15 protein-coding genes are annotated in these 13250 nt (G+C 60.5%); 8 read left to right on the top strand and 7 right to left on the bottom strand.

Features of this window, described 5'->3' with window-relative positions:
- Positions 1 to 41: 41 nt before the first annotated feature.
- Positions 42 to 551 carry a DUF1993 domain-containing protein gene (locus ACZZ0K_RS06930; protein ID WP_258706944.1) on the bottom strand — a complete coding sequence of 170 codons (510 nt, stop codon included), beginning with the start codon at positions 549 to 551 and terminating at the stop codon, positions 42 to 44.
- 125 nt (positions 552 to 676) lie between these two features.
- Between ACZZ0K_RS06930 and ACZZ0K_RS06925 the strand changes: the two genes are divergently transcribed.
- Positions 677 to 1321: a YceH family protein gene (locus tag ACZZ0K_RS06925; protein WP_150741184.1), complete on the top strand. Its 645-nt coding sequence runs from the start codon at positions 677 to 679 to the stop codon at positions 1319 to 1321.
- 128 nt (positions 1322 to 1449) lie between these two features.
- Here the strand turns inward: ACZZ0K_RS06925 and ACZZ0K_RS06920 are convergent, their stop codons facing one another.
- The gene (locus ACZZ0K_RS06920; RefSeq protein WP_130928822.1) at positions 1450 to 1968 is read right to left on the bottom strand and encodes a cupin domain-containing protein; all 519 of its coding nucleotides are present in this window, start codon (positions 1966 to 1968) and stop codon (positions 1450 to 1452) included.
- 188 nt (positions 1969 to 2156) lie between these two features.
- Positions 2157 to 2975, bottom strand: coding sequence for a shikimate 5-dehydrogenase (locus ACZZ0K_RS06915; protein WP_258706945.1), 819 nt, complete (start codon positions 2973 to 2975; stop codon positions 2157 to 2159).
- A gap of 243 nt (positions 2976 to 3218) precedes the next feature.
- Between ACZZ0K_RS06915 and ACZZ0K_RS06910 the strand changes: the two genes are divergently transcribed.
- From ACZZ0K_RS06910 to ACZZ0K_RS06900, 3 genes are all read left to right on the top strand, one after another.
- Positions 3219 to 3599: a hypothetical protein gene (locus tag ACZZ0K_RS06910; protein WP_024013471.1), complete on the top strand. Its 381-nt coding sequence runs from the start codon at positions 3219 to 3221 to the stop codon at positions 3597 to 3599.
- 229 nt (positions 3600 to 3828) lie between these two features.
- The gene (locus ACZZ0K_RS06905) at positions 3829 to 4023 is read left to right on the top strand and encodes a hypothetical protein (protein ID WP_016770691.1); all 195 of its coding nucleotides are present in this window, start codon (positions 3829 to 3831) and stop codon (positions 4021 to 4023) included.
- A 103-nt stretch (positions 4024 to 4126) separates the two neighbouring features.
- Positions 4127 to 4309 carry a hypothetical protein gene (locus ACZZ0K_RS06900; protein ID WP_041477171.1) on the top strand — a complete coding sequence of 61 codons (183 nt, stop codon included), beginning with the start codon at positions 4127 to 4129 and terminating at the stop codon, positions 4307 to 4309.
- On the opposite strand, the gene ACZZ0K_RS06895 is transcribed toward ACZZ0K_RS06900, so the two are convergent.
- Entirely contained in the window at positions 4306 to 5367 is a 1062-nt protein-coding gene (locus ACZZ0K_RS06895; RefSeq protein WP_076563570.1) for an AI-2E family transporter, read from the bottom strand. The genes ACZZ0K_RS06900 and ACZZ0K_RS06895 overlap by 4 nt on opposite strands.
- A gap of 156 nt (positions 5368 to 5523) precedes the next feature.
- On the opposite strand from ACZZ0K_RS06895, the gene trhP reads away from it, so the two are divergent.
- Positions 5524 to 6852, top strand: a complete 1329-nt coding sequence (gene trhP, locus ACZZ0K_RS06890; RefSeq protein WP_258706946.1) for a prephenate-dependent tRNA uridine(34) hydroxylase TrhP — start codon at positions 5524 to 5526, stop codon at positions 6850 to 6852.
- Positions 6853 to 7075: 223 nt separating this feature from the next.
- Here trhP and ACZZ0K_RS06885 read toward each other — a convergent pair whose 3' ends face one another.
- Complete coding sequence (locus tag ACZZ0K_RS06885; RefSeq protein WP_258706947.1) at positions 7076 to 7942, bottom strand: LysR family transcriptional regulator; 867 nt, start codon at positions 7940 to 7942, stop codon at positions 7076 to 7078.
- A 101-nt stretch (positions 7943 to 8043) separates the two neighbouring features.
- Here ACZZ0K_RS06885 and ACZZ0K_RS06880 point away from each other — a divergent pair, with 101 nt between their 5' ends.
- Complete coding sequence (locus tag ACZZ0K_RS06880; protein WP_258706948.1) at positions 8044 to 8946, top strand: DMT family transporter; 903 nt, start codon at positions 8044 to 8046, stop codon at positions 8944 to 8946.
- Between the two features lie 123 nt (positions 8947 to 9069).
- Here the strand turns inward: ACZZ0K_RS06880 and ACZZ0K_RS06875 are convergent, their stop codons facing one another.
- Together ACZZ0K_RS06875 and ACZZ0K_RS06870 are read right to left on the bottom strand one after the other, a co-directional pair.
- Positions 9070 to 9300, bottom strand: coding sequence for a hypothetical protein (locus tag ACZZ0K_RS06875; RefSeq protein WP_252886456.1), 231 nt, complete (start codon positions 9298 to 9300; stop codon positions 9070 to 9072).
- Positions 9301 to 9391: 91 nt separating this feature from the next.
- The gene (locus ACZZ0K_RS06870) at positions 9392 to 10105 is read right to left on the bottom strand and encodes a FadR/GntR family transcriptional regulator (protein ID WP_056788733.1); all 714 of its coding nucleotides are present in this window, start codon (positions 10103 to 10105) and stop codon (positions 9392 to 9394) included.
- A gap of 355 nt (positions 10106 to 10460) precedes the next feature.
- On the opposite strand from ACZZ0K_RS06870, the gene ACZZ0K_RS06865 reads away from it, so the two are divergent.
- Positions 10461 to 11807: an MFS transporter gene (locus ACZZ0K_RS06865; RefSeq protein ID WP_024013478.1), complete on the top strand. Its 1347-nt coding sequence runs from the start codon at positions 10461 to 10463 to the stop codon at positions 11805 to 11807.
- Positions 11808 to 11832: 25 nt separating this feature from the next.
- Positions 11833 to 13176 carry a glucarate dehydratase gene (gudD, locus tag ACZZ0K_RS06860; protein ID WP_258706949.1) on the top strand — a complete coding sequence of 448 codons (1344 nt, stop codon included), beginning with the start codon at positions 11833 to 11835 and terminating at the stop codon, positions 13174 to 13176.
- Positions 13177 to 13250 lie beyond the last annotated feature (74 nt).

Raw genomic sequence — 13250 nt, 5'->3', positions numbered from 1 at the left:
CCAAGGCGCGAACCTTGGCGGGCTTTTTCGTATCCGGGCGTTTAGAACGCGCCCATGTAATCGCGCTTGCCCACTTCAACGCCGTTATGACGCAGCAGCGCGTAGGTGGTGGTGACGTGGAAGAAGAACTGCGGCAAGCCGTAAGTCAGCAGATACGCCTGACCACTGAAGCGCTTCTCTTTCGGCGTGCCCGGACGGGTCACGATTTCGATGCCTTCCTTGCCGTCGATCTGCTCTAGCTTGATCTCGCCAATGAAGGCCAGAACCTTGGCGATCAGCGCTTGCAGTTCGGCGAAGGTAGTTTCAGTGTCGTCGTACTTCGGCAGTTCGACTTCGGCCAGACGCGCCGACACGCCTTTGGCGAAATCCACGGCGATCTGCACCTGGCGCACCAGCGGGAACATGTCCGGGTACAGACGCGCTTGCAGGAAGACGCTCTGGTCGATGTTTTTCGCGCTGGCGTGGGCTTCGGCCTTTTTCAGCACATCGCTCAGGGCGTTGAGCATTTGTTGAAAAACCGGGACGGATGCGGCGTACAGTGAAATGGTCATGGCAGTCTCATGTGATGGCTGGGTAATACGTGGTGGCGATTATAGCCATGCTTGATGAGCACACGGCTTGCCTTTTGTTTGGCAAGGATTAGGCTAGGCGGCTTCGACTGCAGAGGGAACGCGCGATGAGCAACGAACAAGAATCCACCTCCGAACAGCCTCGGCTCAATGCCACGGAAATCCGCATTCTCGGTGCGCTGATCGAAAAACAGGCCACCAGCCCGGAAACCTATCCGCTGACCCTCAACGCGCTGGTGCTGGCCTGCAATCAGAAAACCAGTCGCGAGCCGGTGATGAACCTCAATCAGGGCCAGGTTGGGCAAAGCCTGCGCGCTCTCGAGGGTCGTGGTTTCACCCGGCTGGTGATGGGCAGCCGTGCCGACCGCTGGGAGCACAAGGTAGACAAGGCGCTGGAGCTGGTGCCGGCACAGGTGATTCTGACTGGCTTGATGTTTCTGCGCGGCCCGCAGACCGTCAACGAACTGCTGACCCGCAGCGGGCGCATGCACGAGTTCGAGGACGCCGAGCAGGTAGTGCATCAGCTTGAACGGCTGATCGCGCGCGGTCTGGCGGTATTGATTCCGCGTCAGGCCGGGCAGCGTGAGGATCGTTATACCCATGCCCTGGGCGACCCGGCGGATGTCGAGGCAATATTGGCGGCGCGGCAAAATCCTGGGGAGCGCTCGAGCGCTGGCGTTTCCCTGGAGCGTATCGAAGAACTGGAAGCGCGGATCGCAGCACTGGAAGAACGCCTGGCCCGCCTCGAATAATCGCAACAGAACCTCTGTGGGAGCGAGCCTGCTCGCGAAGGCGTAGTGTCAGCCACCACGACCTCGAATGACCTGCCGCCTTCGCGAGCAGGCTCGCTCCCACAGGGGACATCTGCGAATTTCAGATTTTATTCCCCATCCCAATAATCCACCCCATCCACCTGCCGCGCGACAGCGACAAAGCCCGAGGCGTTGCCCTCGGCATCCACCGTGAAATTATCCATCACCGCATACTTGTTCGAATCCGGATACTCGCAGATCTCCGGCTGCTGCTGAGTGCTCACCGCCAGATAACGCAGTTCGCCCGCGCTGGTATTGATGATCTGATGCGCCTTCTCGGGTCCGCCCGGTGGGCAGGCGATCACATCACCGGCGCGGATCGGAAAACGCTCGCCTCCCAAGCGCACCTCGCCCTCCCCGGCCACCACGTAGAACATCTCCTCATTGACCCGATGGCTGTGGAATGGACTGCCGCGCATGCCCGCTGGCAGTGCATACAGGCGATAACCGAGTTTCTGCGCACCGAGTTGCTGGCCGATCCGCGCGAAACGCTGCTGATAACGCCCGGCGGTGTCGCCTTCAGGGGCCAGGGCTTCGGGAAGGGCTTCGAGTTCGACCTCGTTGAGATTGAGGATGGGCGGATGCATGGGCGGCCTCGGTTAGGGTTTTTGTGGTGGGCACGTCTGTGCGTGCTGGCGAGGATTATAGATAGTGATCCAGAACCGCAGCGCCGCCTTCGCGAGCAGGCTCGCTCCCACATTCAATCGCATTCCAGCTCAACCTGTGGGAGCGAGCCTGCTCGCGAAGCGGCCAGACCCGCCACCACAAAACTCAATCAGCTACGCGCAAAATCCACCGCCGCCGCAAACTGAGCCTCATTCGGCCGCACCCCGGTGTACAGGACAAACTGCTCCAGCGCCTGAATCGCTATCACTTCCAGCCCGGTGATCACTCGCTTGCCCTCAGCCCGCGCCCGCACGATCAGCGGCGTCTCCGAAGGGATCGCCACCACGTCGAATATGGTCTCAGCCGCTTTGATCACTTCAGGCTCGAACGCCAGTTGCCCCGCCTCCGGCCCGCCGTCCATGCCTACCGGGGTGACATTGATCAGCATCTGCGGGCGCTCGTCACCCAGCTCTGCCTGCCAGCGATAACCCAGCGAATCCGCCAAGGCGCGGCCGGCCCGCTCGTTACGGGCGACAATCAAACCGTTCTTGTAGCCACCATCGCGCAGGGCGCTGGCCACCGCTTTGGCCATGCCGCCGCTGCCACGCAGAGCGAAGGTCGAATCTTTCGGCACCGCGTGGCTCTCCAGCAATTGCGCGACGGCGATGTAATCGGTGTTGTAGGCCTTGAGGTGGCCGCCAGTGTTGACGATGGTGTTGATCGACTGGATCGCCGCCGCCGACGCATCCAGCTCATCGACCAGCGCAATGCAGGCTTCCTTGAACGGCATCGACACGCCGCAGCCACGAATGCCCAGTGCCCGGATGCCACCGACCGCGCCGGTCAGGTCCTGGCTGCTGAACGCCTTGTAGTAGAAGTTCAGGCCCAGCTGTTCATACAAATGGTTGTGAAAACGCAGACCGAAATTCCCCGGCCGCCCGGACAGGGACATGCACAATTGGGTGTCTTTGTTCGGGTTCATCTGCATGAAACTTCTCCTTCAAACGCACTTTCGGATGGACGGGATTGGCCAGCCCACCGGGTTCTGAATCATCATTTGGGCTTGTTTGTGGCGCCGCGTAGCCGGGTAAAGAAGCCGGTACAGACCTTACACAAAATTTACCCAGCGGCTGTGCTGAATTTCGCAAATTTGCTGTCTTAGCTGTATCCCCGCGACAACTGTGGGCCTGATTCAGGCCGCGGCGCCGGGTCGAAGAACCGAGGACTTATCATGATTCGTAAACTTCCCATCATGGCTTTGTTGATTGGCGCACTTGCCGTCACCGGCCAGGCTGAAGCGGGTGGTGGCCATGGCTGGCAGGGCCCTGCAGTGTTTGGCGCGATCGTCGGCTCGGCCATCATCGGCTCGGCACTGATCAACCAGGATCGGCCGGTGTACGTGCAGCAGCAGCCGGTTTATGTTCAGCCGCAACCGGTCTACGTGCAGCAACCGCCGCCACCGGTCTATTACCAGCCGGCGCCGGTGTATGTACAACAACCGGTCTACGTGCAGCCGGCCCCCGTCTATTACGGCCCGCCTCGTGGTTATTACGGTCGCCCCCACGGCTACTACGGCGGCCCGCATGGCTACTACGGCGGTCCACGCTGGTAAGCGCAACACAGAGCCCCGTTTTCAAGCGGGGCTTTTTTATGACCGCTGGTCGGCCAACGTCTGAAAAAATCTCGCCAGGGTCGCTGTGAGAACAGTTTGAGCAGCTAAAGTCGGCATGATGGAATCGACCGTCGGGCTTTTTTCATCAAACGGTCACCGCTTTGTCATGACGGAACTGCAATCTGAATCCGTCCGTAAACAACAGATCGATAACAACAAGGACGACTGTATGCCCACACAAAACCCGCACCGCATCGTCGGTCTGTGCACCTCGAGCAAGGTGTACAGCGCGCTCACCGAGCTCAAGCACCTGGAAGGCCATCGCTGCGCCAAGCTGCTGTCCCTGCTCGCCGAGAACCTCGTGCACAAGGGCCTGCTCAATGAGCGCGAAGTCATGCACATGCTCGATCAAGTGGTCGAATGACGCCAGACCTCACTGGCATCAATGACCACTATCGAAAGCGTTGATTGTCCGTCGTGCCGGCAAATCCCTAAGGTAGCCCCATCAGTTTGATGGAGGTTTTCCCATGGCACAGGTTCAAATCATGTCGGTGATCGGCAGCGCAGTTCCCGCTTCGCTGCGTGCATCCGGTTTGCTCGCTTGCTGGTATCTGGTGCGCGATGGCGAGCCGATCAGCGGCCCGCTCACCTCGTTACCAGCAGCGCAGGCTTTGTCGCAGCAGGTCGCCAGCAGCACATTTCATGCTTAGGGCAGTTGCACCTTGGGCTTGGTCTCGACGAACAGCGCCCAGCTCGACAGGAACAATGCGGCAATCAGCGGCCCGATCACAAAGCCGTTGAGGCCGAATACCGCGAGGCCGCCGAGGGTCGAGACCAGAATCAGGTAATCGGGCATTTTCGTATCCTTGCCTACCAGAATCGGGCGCAGCACGTTGTCGACCAGGCCGATCACGAATACGCCGAACAAGCCCAGCACCACGCCCTGCCAGATCATGCCGCTGAGCAGGAAGTACACCGCCACCGGCGCCCAGACAATCCCCGCGCCCACCGCTGGCAACAGCGACAGAAACGCCATCAGTACCGCCCAGAGCAACGCGCTGGGAATGTCGAGAAACCAGAAAATCAGCCCGCCCAGCGCACCTTGGGTCACGGCCACCACCACGTTGCCTTTGACTGTCGCGCGCACCACGCGGTTGAACTTCAGTTGCAGGCGGCGCTTGTGGTTTTCTTCCAGCGGCACGGCAGTGCGCATCTTGCGCGCCAGCTCGGGGCCGTCACGCAGAAAGAAAAACAGCAGATACAGCATGATGAAAAAGCTCACCACGAATTCGAACGTGCCCTGGCCGAAACTGAACGCCTGAGTCGCCAGCACCTGGCTGCCCTGCATCGCCGCTTTGACGATCTTCTCGCGCAGGCTGTCGAGTTCGCCCATGCCAAAGCGGTCGAGCAAGTGCTGAAAGTAAGGCGGCAGGCTGTGCTTGAACTGCGCCAGATACGCAGCGATGTCCAGCTCGCCGCTTTCAATGTTCTTGTAGACAGTCGCCCCTTCCTGCACCAGCAGGATGCTGACGATGATCACCGGCAGAATCGCGACCACCAGGCACAGGCTCAAGGTGCACAGCGACGTCACGTTGCGTTGCCAGCCGAACTTCTGCTGCAACCTGCGCTGTACCGGCGCAAACAGAATGCCGAGGATGACAGCCCAGAATACCGCGCCGTAGAACGGCAACAGAATCCAGATAAAGGCCACCGTGACCAGCACCAGCAGCACCGTCAGGGATTTGAATTGCAGACTCTTTTCGTTCATATCCGGTCCATGTCAGTCAGGCGTCACGCACGCCCGCCCCACTTAGTCAGCCGCCGAGCGCGCGAGTGCCATGTTTATTCATGGAGCATAGATCCAGATCAATGAACCCTCGCAACAGCTGCCCTACCCTGCGCGGCTTTTGCGACCGACATCCAAATGCAGACTCTCATCGCCCCCGAGCTTCTCGCCCCCGCCGGCACCCTGAAAAACATGCGCTACGCCTTCGCCTACGGCGCCGATGCGGTCTACGCCGGCCAGCCGCGCTACAGCCTGCGGGTGCGCAACAACGAGTTCGATCATGCCAACCTGGCGCTGGGCATCCGTGAGGCGCAGGCGCAGGGCAAGCGCTTCTACGTCGTGGTCAACATCGCCCCGCACAACGCCAAGCTGAAGACGTTTCTCAAGGATCTGGCGCCGGTGATCGAGATGGCCCCGGATGCGCTGATCATGTCCGATCCGGGCCTGATCATGCTGGTGCGCCAGCATTTTCCGCAGATGCCGATTCACCTGTCGGTGCAGGCCAACACGGTGAATTGGGCGAGCGTCGAGTTCTGGCAGCAACAGGGGCTGAGCCGGATCATCCTGTCGCGCGAACTCTCGCTCGAAGAAATCGGTGAAATCCGCGAGCAGGTGCCGGGCATGGAGCTGGAGGTGTTCGTGCACGGCGCGCTGTGCATGGCCTATTCCGGGCGCTGCCTGCTTTCCGGTTACATGAACAAGCGCGATGCCAATCAGGGCACCTGCACCAACGCCTGCCGCTGGAAGTACACGGCGCAAGAAGCGACGGAAAACCAGCTCGGCGAGATCGTCCAGACCTTTGAACCCGAGCCGACGCTGGGTCTCGGCGCACCGACCGATCAAGTCTTCCTGCTCCAGGAAGCCAACCGCCCCGACGAATTGATGCCGGCTTTCGAAGACGAACACGGCACCTACATCATGAACGCCAAGGACCTGCGCGCGGTGCAGCATTTCGAGCGTCTGACGCGCATGGGTGTGCACTCATTGAAAATCGAAGGCCGGACCAAATCGCACTTTTACTGCGCGCGCACCACCCAGGTATATCGCCGGGCGATCGATGATGCCGTGGCCGGGCGCGAGTTCGATCGCAGCCTGATGCTGGATCTGGAATCGCTGGCCCAGCGCGGCTACACCGAAGGTTTTCTGCGCCGACATGTGCACGACGAATATCAGAATTATCAACACGGCAGTTCGGTGTCGGAGCGTCAGCAGTTCGTTGGCGAGCTGACCGGCGAGCGCCGGGATCGCCTGGCCGAAGTGAAAGTGAAGAATCGTTTTGCCGTGGGCGATCATCTGGAACTGATGACGCCCAAGGGCAATTTCCATTTTGATCTGCATGAATTGCAGAGTGTCAGCGGGCAAGCGATCGAAGTGGCGCCGGGGGACGGGCATACGGTGTACGTGCCGATTCCGGATGCGGTGGATTTGCGCTTTGGGCTGTTGATGCGGGATTTGCCGCGGACCTGAAAAGCCCCTCACCCTAGCCCTCTCCCAGAGGGAGAGGGGACTGATCGGGGGATATTTCAGAGGTACGCTGACCTGAACCGGGACCGCTGAATCCGCAAACTACGCAGCGCTGGTTGTGCTCGTGAATGCATGATCGGCTCGGACTTTCAGGTCGATGTCTGACGCAAGACACCTCGGTCGACCCCTCTCCCTCCGGGAGAGGGCTGGGGTGAGGGCCGCTTTTCTATTGGGCAAACTCTTCCCGTAACATCGCCACAAACGCCTCCCGCGCCGGGTGCACGCCGGCATTCTCATGCCAGTAAAACAAATTCTCGATCGCCGTCAGTTCGGCAAATTCATGACCCACGCAGCCCGCGCCTTTGGCGTACTGCTCGAACACGCCCCTGGGCACCAGCGCCACCCCGGCACCGGCACTGACGCAGCCGACAATCGCTCCGTAACTGGCCAGACTGACAATCGGCAGCGCCTGCCCCTGGCGAAGCAACCAATGCTCAAGTGCCGCGCGGTACGGGCAACCCGGCGGCCACATGAACACGGTTTTGTCTTGCAAATCGCCGATGTCGCGCACCGGGCCGATTGAAGTCGAGGCGATCAGCAACAATTGCTCGCGATACATCGGCGTGCGTTTGAGCTGAGCACGTTCGACATCTACCGCCACGATCGCGCCATCCAGACGATGGTTGACGGTGTCGTCGAGCAACTGGCTCCAGGTGCCGGTGGTCAGTTCCAGTGCTACTTGCGGATAACGCTTGTGGAATTTCGCCAGCAGGCGCGGCAAGCGCCCGGTCGCCGAGGACTCGATGGCGCCGATGCGCAGCGGTCCGGACGGCTCGGCGGCAGGGTCTAGCGCGCGTTTGGCTTCAACGGTCAGCGCCAGAATCTTTTCCGCATAAACCAGAAAGGTCTGTCCCGCCGGGCTGATCCGCAATCCGCGCCCCTCGCGCAAGAACAGCGCCACGCCCAACTCGGCCTCCAGCGCTTTGATCCGCGCGGTGATGTTCGACGGCACGCAGAACAGTTTTTCGGCGGCCCGGGCAATGCTGCCGACCTCGGCCACAGTCTTGAACATGCGGATTTGCGCCAGCTCCATAATCATCACTCTGAGTGAACAATCAGCGCAGTATAAGTCAGTTGTGACGAATGATCGGGCACGCGGATACTCGGCGCATCCACTGCCCTGGTGCCTCGTTCATGACTTCCACTTCTACCTGCAAAATTATCCTGGCCATGGCGTTTGTCATCGCCTGCTGGGGCTATTCGCCCACCGGTATTCATGTCGGCTTGCAAGGGTATGAGCCCGGACATCTGGCCTTGCTGCGTTTTCTGCTGGCGTCGCTGTTGATGGCGCTGATCGCAATTTTCAAAGGCATTCGCCTGCCGCAGTGGCGCGATGTGCCGTTGCTGGTTGCATTGGGTTTCTTCGCCGTCAGCCTGCATCACGTCGCCCTGAACATCGGCCAGCAAGGCATCAGTGCCGGGGCTTCCAGCGTGCTGGCGCAGTCGAGCCCGTTATTCAGCACGCTGCTGGCGCGATTTGTGTTCAAGGACCGCGTCAGCGCCTGGCGTTGGGGCTGTGTGCTGCTTGGATTTGTCGGCGTGGTGATCGTAGTCAGCGGCGACAAGGGCATGGGCGCTATCAATGCCCATGGCTTGTTGATCTTGTTGGCGGCGCTTTCCTGGAGCATCTATTTCGCCCTGCAAAAGCATCATGCGCGGCGCTACGACGGTTTCAGCCTGGGCTGCTACGCGGTGTGGTCGGGGACGTTGCTGTTGCTGATTTATCTGCCGGGGCTGGCTGACGCCGTGATGCAGGCGCCGCCGCAAGCGCAGTGGGCGGTGCTGATGTTGGGGGTGTTTCCCAGCGCACTGGCGTATCTGGCCTGGGGTTTCGTGCTCAAGCATGTGGACTTGAGTCGGGCGACGATGACCTTGTATCTGATACCGCCGACGGCCATGGGAATTGCGTCGTGGGGACTGGGTGAACGGCCGACGTTGATGGTACTGATGGGGGCGATGGTGGTGTTGATCAGTGTGTTGGCATTGAATCTGGAGCGTGGGGTTGGCGTCGTTCGGGCAGTTGAGAGCAAGGCTTGAGTCTGCTGTGAAGCCGATGCCGTCTTCGCGAGCAGGCTCGCTCCCACACTGGATGACACAAATTCCCTGTGGGAGCGAGCCTGCTCGCCAAGAGGCCGGCGAACTCAGCGGATCATCCGGACTTCAGCGCAAATCATCGGACAACGGCGTCGGCTCATCCGCTGGCGGTACATCGTCGTCATCCGGCGGATCCTTCCAGTCATCCGGCCGGTCGGCATCGCTCAATGGGTCGCGGCCAGGGTCCATGCCCGGCGGGGCGTCGTGATCGCTCAGGGTCGGCTCGTCAGTGCCGGATACGGGGCGGGTCTGCTCGGTGGGCGCCACGCCACCGGGAACAAGCGAGTCATCAGCCATGCTGCACCTCACAATACTGGCCCGGATTATCCGGGGCGTATTGTTTGGAAGCGCGACCGTTGACGGCGTGCGATAGATCAGACCAGCGGCATCAGCCTTGGGCGGTAAAGCGATCGCGACTGTTGGTCAGGTGCAACCACATCGCGGCACGGGCGGCATCGGCGTCCTGACGTTTGATCGCATTCAGAATCGCCTCGTGTTCCAGATTGGCCAAGTGCCCGAGCTTGCTCAGATCCGCCGCGCCACGCTCGGCGGCATTCAGGCGATTGCGCGGGATCATCGCACTGCCCAGGTGCTGCATGATCTCGCTGAAACAAGCGTTGCCGGTGGCCTCGGCGATCAGCAGATGAAAACGCCGATCGGCTTCCACGCAGCTGTCATTGTTAGCCAGCAGCCGTTGATAGTCATCCAGCGCCTGACGCATCTGCTGGACCTGCTGCTCACTGCGCCGCTGCGCCGCCAGTGCGGCCGCTTGCGTTTCCAGGCCCATGCGCAGCTCAAGAATGCTGCGCACACCGAGCGCCGTGTCGACATTCAGGCGCAGGCCCTGCTCCGCTGCGCGTTCGATCACGAAAGTACCGATGCCATGGCGCGTCTCCACCAGCCCCGAGGCCTGCAACTTGGAAATCGCCTCGCGTACCACCGTGCGGCTGACGCCGTGCTCCTGCACGATGGAGTTCTCCGAAGGCAGCTTGTCACCGGGTGACAGTTGCCCGAGCAGGATGCTCTGGGTGAGCTTTTCCACCAGGTCATGAGCGAGGTTGTGCGTGCGTTTGCGCGCGGGCGCGTCGAGGTCTTCTTGCATGATCGGTTCCGGTGATCGGGGCTTGCCGATCGTAGCACTGCGGAATGACGGTTGAGATGGATTTTAGCGGTCGATGGGACATCAACTTGTATGACAACACTCAATTACGTCGAATATTTTCGATAGCCAGCCATCACGCACCACCATTCATATCTCAAAAAGGCGCTCCGCTCGACTGGCGCAACAATCAACAAATACGAGCTTAAATCCTGTTTTCGCATAAGAAACCGAACAATCAGAAGAATATAATCGCCCCTCCCCACTTGTCGGACAAAAAAACACAGTTGTATGATGTCTATCAACAACGCAGCACCCAGCCCTACCCGCATAAAAATAATCAGTGGGAGAAACATCAGTGAAAACCTCCATCTCCGGGATGCAGGACAGCGTCGACCCGACGCTCGCCTCAGCCATCTCCAAAGTCAAACGCCACGTCCTGCCGCTCTTCGTGATCATGTTCATCGTCAATTACATTGACCGGGTGAACATCGGCTTCGTCCGCACCCACATGGAAACCGATCTGGGCATTGGTGCTGCCGCTTATGGCTTCGGCGCCGGGCTGTTCTTCATCGGTTACGCGCTGTTCGAAGTGCCGTCCAACATGCTTTTGCAGAAAGTCGGCGCACGCATCTGGCTGACCCGCATCATGTTCACTTGGGGCATAGTCGCGGCCTGCATGGCCTTCATCCAGAACGAAACCCACTTCTATATTCTGCGTTTCCTGCTCGGTGTCGCCGAGGCCGGGTTCTTTCCCGGGGTGATTTACTACTTCACTCGTTGGCTGCCAGGCGTTGAGCGCGGCAAGGCGATCGCGATTTTCCTCAGCGGCTCGGCCGTGGCCTCGCTGATCTCCGGTCCGCTGTCCGGTTTGCTCCTGCAGATCAATGGGCTGGGCATGCACGGCTGGCAATGGATGTACTTCATCGAGGGGATGTTCTCGGTGTGCCTGTGCGTGTTTGTCTGGTTCTGGCTGGACGCCAAACCCCACGACGCGAAATGGCTGAGCCGCGCCGAACAGGATGCGCTGGTCAGCGCCATCGACGACGAGCAAAAGGCCCGCGAAGCGGCGACGCCGATCCGGCCGTCGCTGGGCAAACTGCTCAAGGACCGGCAGATCATTCTGTTCTGCCTGATCTACTTCTTCATTCAACTGACCATCTACGCCGCGACTTTCTGGCTGCCGAGCATCATCAAGAAGATGGGCGAACTCAGCGACGTGCAGGTCGGCCTGTTCAACTCGATTCCATGGTTGCTGTCGATCGTCGGCATGTACGCCTTCGCCTCGCTGTCGGCGAAGTGGAAACATCAACAAGCGTGGGTCGCCACTGCCCTGCTGATCGCCGCAGCGGGGATGTTCATGTCCACCACTGGCGGGCCGATCTTCGCCTTCGTCGCGATCTGCTTTGCGGCGCTGGGCTTCAAATCCGCCTCGTCACTGTTCTGGCCGATCCCCCAGGCTTATCTGGATGCACGCATCGCGGCGGCAGTGATCGCGCTGATCAACTCGGTCGGCAACCTCGGCGGCTTCGTCGCACCGACCACTTTTGGCCTGCTTGAGCAACACACCGGCTCGATTCAGGGCGGCCTCTATGGCCTGGCCGCGACCTCGATCATCGCCGCAATCATCGTCTTCGCTGCGCGCACCACGCCCAAACCCGCTGCTGAAAAAGCCGTGGCCGACGCCGCGCCGAAACACGCCTGACTTCGTCTCGACAAGGAAAACAATAATGACTGTTCATGACACCGCCAAAGCTCCGATCATCACCGAGATGCAGGTCATTCCGGTGGCCGGTCACGACGGCATGCTGCTCAACCTGAGCGGCGCCCACGGGCCGTTTTTCACCCGCAACATCGTCATCCTCAAGGACAACGCCGGCCATACCGGCGTCGGCGAAGTGCCCGGTGGCGAGCGCATTCGCCAGACACTGGAAGACGCGCGCAATCTGGTGGTCGGCAGCCCCATCGGCACGTACCAGAAAATTCTCAACCAGGTGCGCCAGACCTTCGCCGACCGCGATGCCGGCGGCCGTGGTCTGCAGACGTTCGACCTGCGCATCACCATTCACGCGGTCACCGGCCTGGAAGCCGCCCTCCTCGACCTGCTCGGCCAACATCTGGACGTGCCGGTGGCGGCACTGCTCGGTGAAGGTCAGCAACGCGACGAAGTGAAAATGCTCGGTTATCTGTTTTACGTTGGCGATCAGCACGAAACCGATCTCGCCTACCGCAGCGAACCGGACGCCGACAACGACTGGTTCCGCGTGCGCCACGAGAAAGCCATGACCGCCGAAGCGGTCGTGCGTCTGGCGGAGGCGGCGCACGCCAAGTACGGCTTCAAGGATTTCAAACTCAAGGGCGGCGTGCTCAGCGGCGATGCCGAAATCGAAGCGGTCACAGCACTGGCCGAACGCTTCCCCGACGCGCGGATTACCCTCGACCCGAACGGTGCATGGTCATTGAAAGAGGCGATTCGTCTATGCCGCGATCAGCATCACGTACTCGCCTACGCCGAAGACCCGTGCGGTGCGGAAAACGGTTATTCCGGTCGCGAAGTCATGGCTGAATTCCGCCGCGCCACCGGGCTGAAAACCGCGACCAACATGATCGCCACCGACTGGCGCGAAATGGGTCACGCGATTCAGTTGCAGTCAGTGGACATCCCGCTGGCCGACCCGCACTTCTGGACCATGCAGGGTTCGGTGCGCGTCGCGCAGATGTGCCACGAATGGGGCCTGACTTGGGGTTCGCATTCCAACAACCACTTCGATATCTCTCTGGCGATGTTTACCCATGTCGCCGCTGCGGCACCGGGCGACATCACGGCCATCGACACCCATTGGATCTGGCAGGACGGCCAGCGTCTGACCAAGGCACCGCTGCAAATTGTCGACGGCTGCGTGCAAGTGCCGCAGAAACCGGGACTGGGCGTGGAACTGGACATGGATCAAGTGGCCAAGGCTCACGAACTCTACAAAGGCATGGGCCTCGGCGCGCGGGATGACAGTGTGGCGATGCAGTTCCTGATTCCGGGGTGGAAATTCGATAACAAGCGGCCGTGCCTGGTGCGGTGAGAAAAATCGAGGATTAAAGCCCGGCCCTGTAATTCAACTGATAAACCTGTGGGAGCTGGCTTGCCAGCGATAGC

The sequence above is a fragment of the Pseudomonas sp. AC255 genome, from assembly GCF_979258175.1.
This window is presented reverse-complemented; position numbering and strand designations above follow the sequence as displayed.

Excerpts from the sequence above, each read along its gene's own strand:
- ACZZ0K_RS06930 (WP_258706944.1), bottom strand. The coding sequence starts at position 551 with ATGACCATTTCACTGTACGCCGCATCCGTCCCGGTTTTTCAACAAATG.
- ACZZ0K_RS06925 (WP_150741184.1), top strand. The coding sequence starts at position 677 with ATGAGCAACGAACAAGAATCCACCTCCGAACAGCCTCGGCTCAATGCC.
- ACZZ0K_RS06920 (WP_130928822.1), bottom strand. The coding sequence starts at position 1,968 with ATGCATCCGCCCATCCTCAATCTCAACGAGGTCGAACTCGAAGCCCTT.
- ACZZ0K_RS06915 (WP_258706945.1), bottom strand. The coding sequence starts at position 2,975 with ATGCAGATGAACCCGAACAAAGACACCCAATTGTGCATGTCCCTGTCC.
- ACZZ0K_RS06910 (WP_024013471.1), top strand. The coding sequence starts at position 3,219 with ATGATTCGTAAACTTCCCATCATGGCTTTGTTGATTGGCGCACTTGCC.
- ACZZ0K_RS06905 (WP_016770691.1), top strand. The coding sequence starts at position 3,829 with ATGCCCACACAAAACCCGCACCGCATCGTCGGTCTGTGCACCTCGAGC.
- ACZZ0K_RS06900 (WP_041477171.1), top strand. The coding sequence starts at position 4,127 with ATGGCACAGGTTCAAATCATGTCGGTGATCGGCAGCGCAGTTCCCGCT.
- ACZZ0K_RS06895 (WP_076563570.1), bottom strand. The coding sequence starts at position 5,367 with ATGAACGAAAAGAGTCTGCAATTCAAATCCCTGACGGTGCTGCTGGTG.
- trhP (WP_258706946.1), top strand. The coding sequence starts at position 5,524 with ATGCAGACTCTCATCGCCCCCGAGCTTCTCGCCCCCGCCGGCACCCTG.
- ACZZ0K_RS06885 (WP_258706947.1), bottom strand. The coding sequence starts at position 7,942 with ATGGAGCTGGCGCAAATCCGCATGTTCAAGACTGTGGCCGAGGTCGGC.
- ACZZ0K_RS06880 (WP_258706948.1), top strand. The coding sequence starts at position 8,044 with ATGACTTCCACTTCTACCTGCAAAATTATCCTGGCCATGGCGTTTGTC.
- ACZZ0K_RS06875 (WP_252886456.1), bottom strand. The coding sequence starts at position 9,300 with ATGGCTGATGACTCGCTTGTTCCCGGTGGCGTGGCGCCCACCGAGCAG.
- ACZZ0K_RS06870 (WP_056788733.1), bottom strand. The coding sequence starts at position 10,105 with ATGCAAGAAGACCTCGACGCGCCCGCGCGCAAACGCACGCACAACCTC.
- gudD (WP_258706949.1), top strand. The coding sequence starts at position 11,833 with ATGACTGTTCATGACACCGCCAAAGCTCCGATCATCACCGAGATGCAG.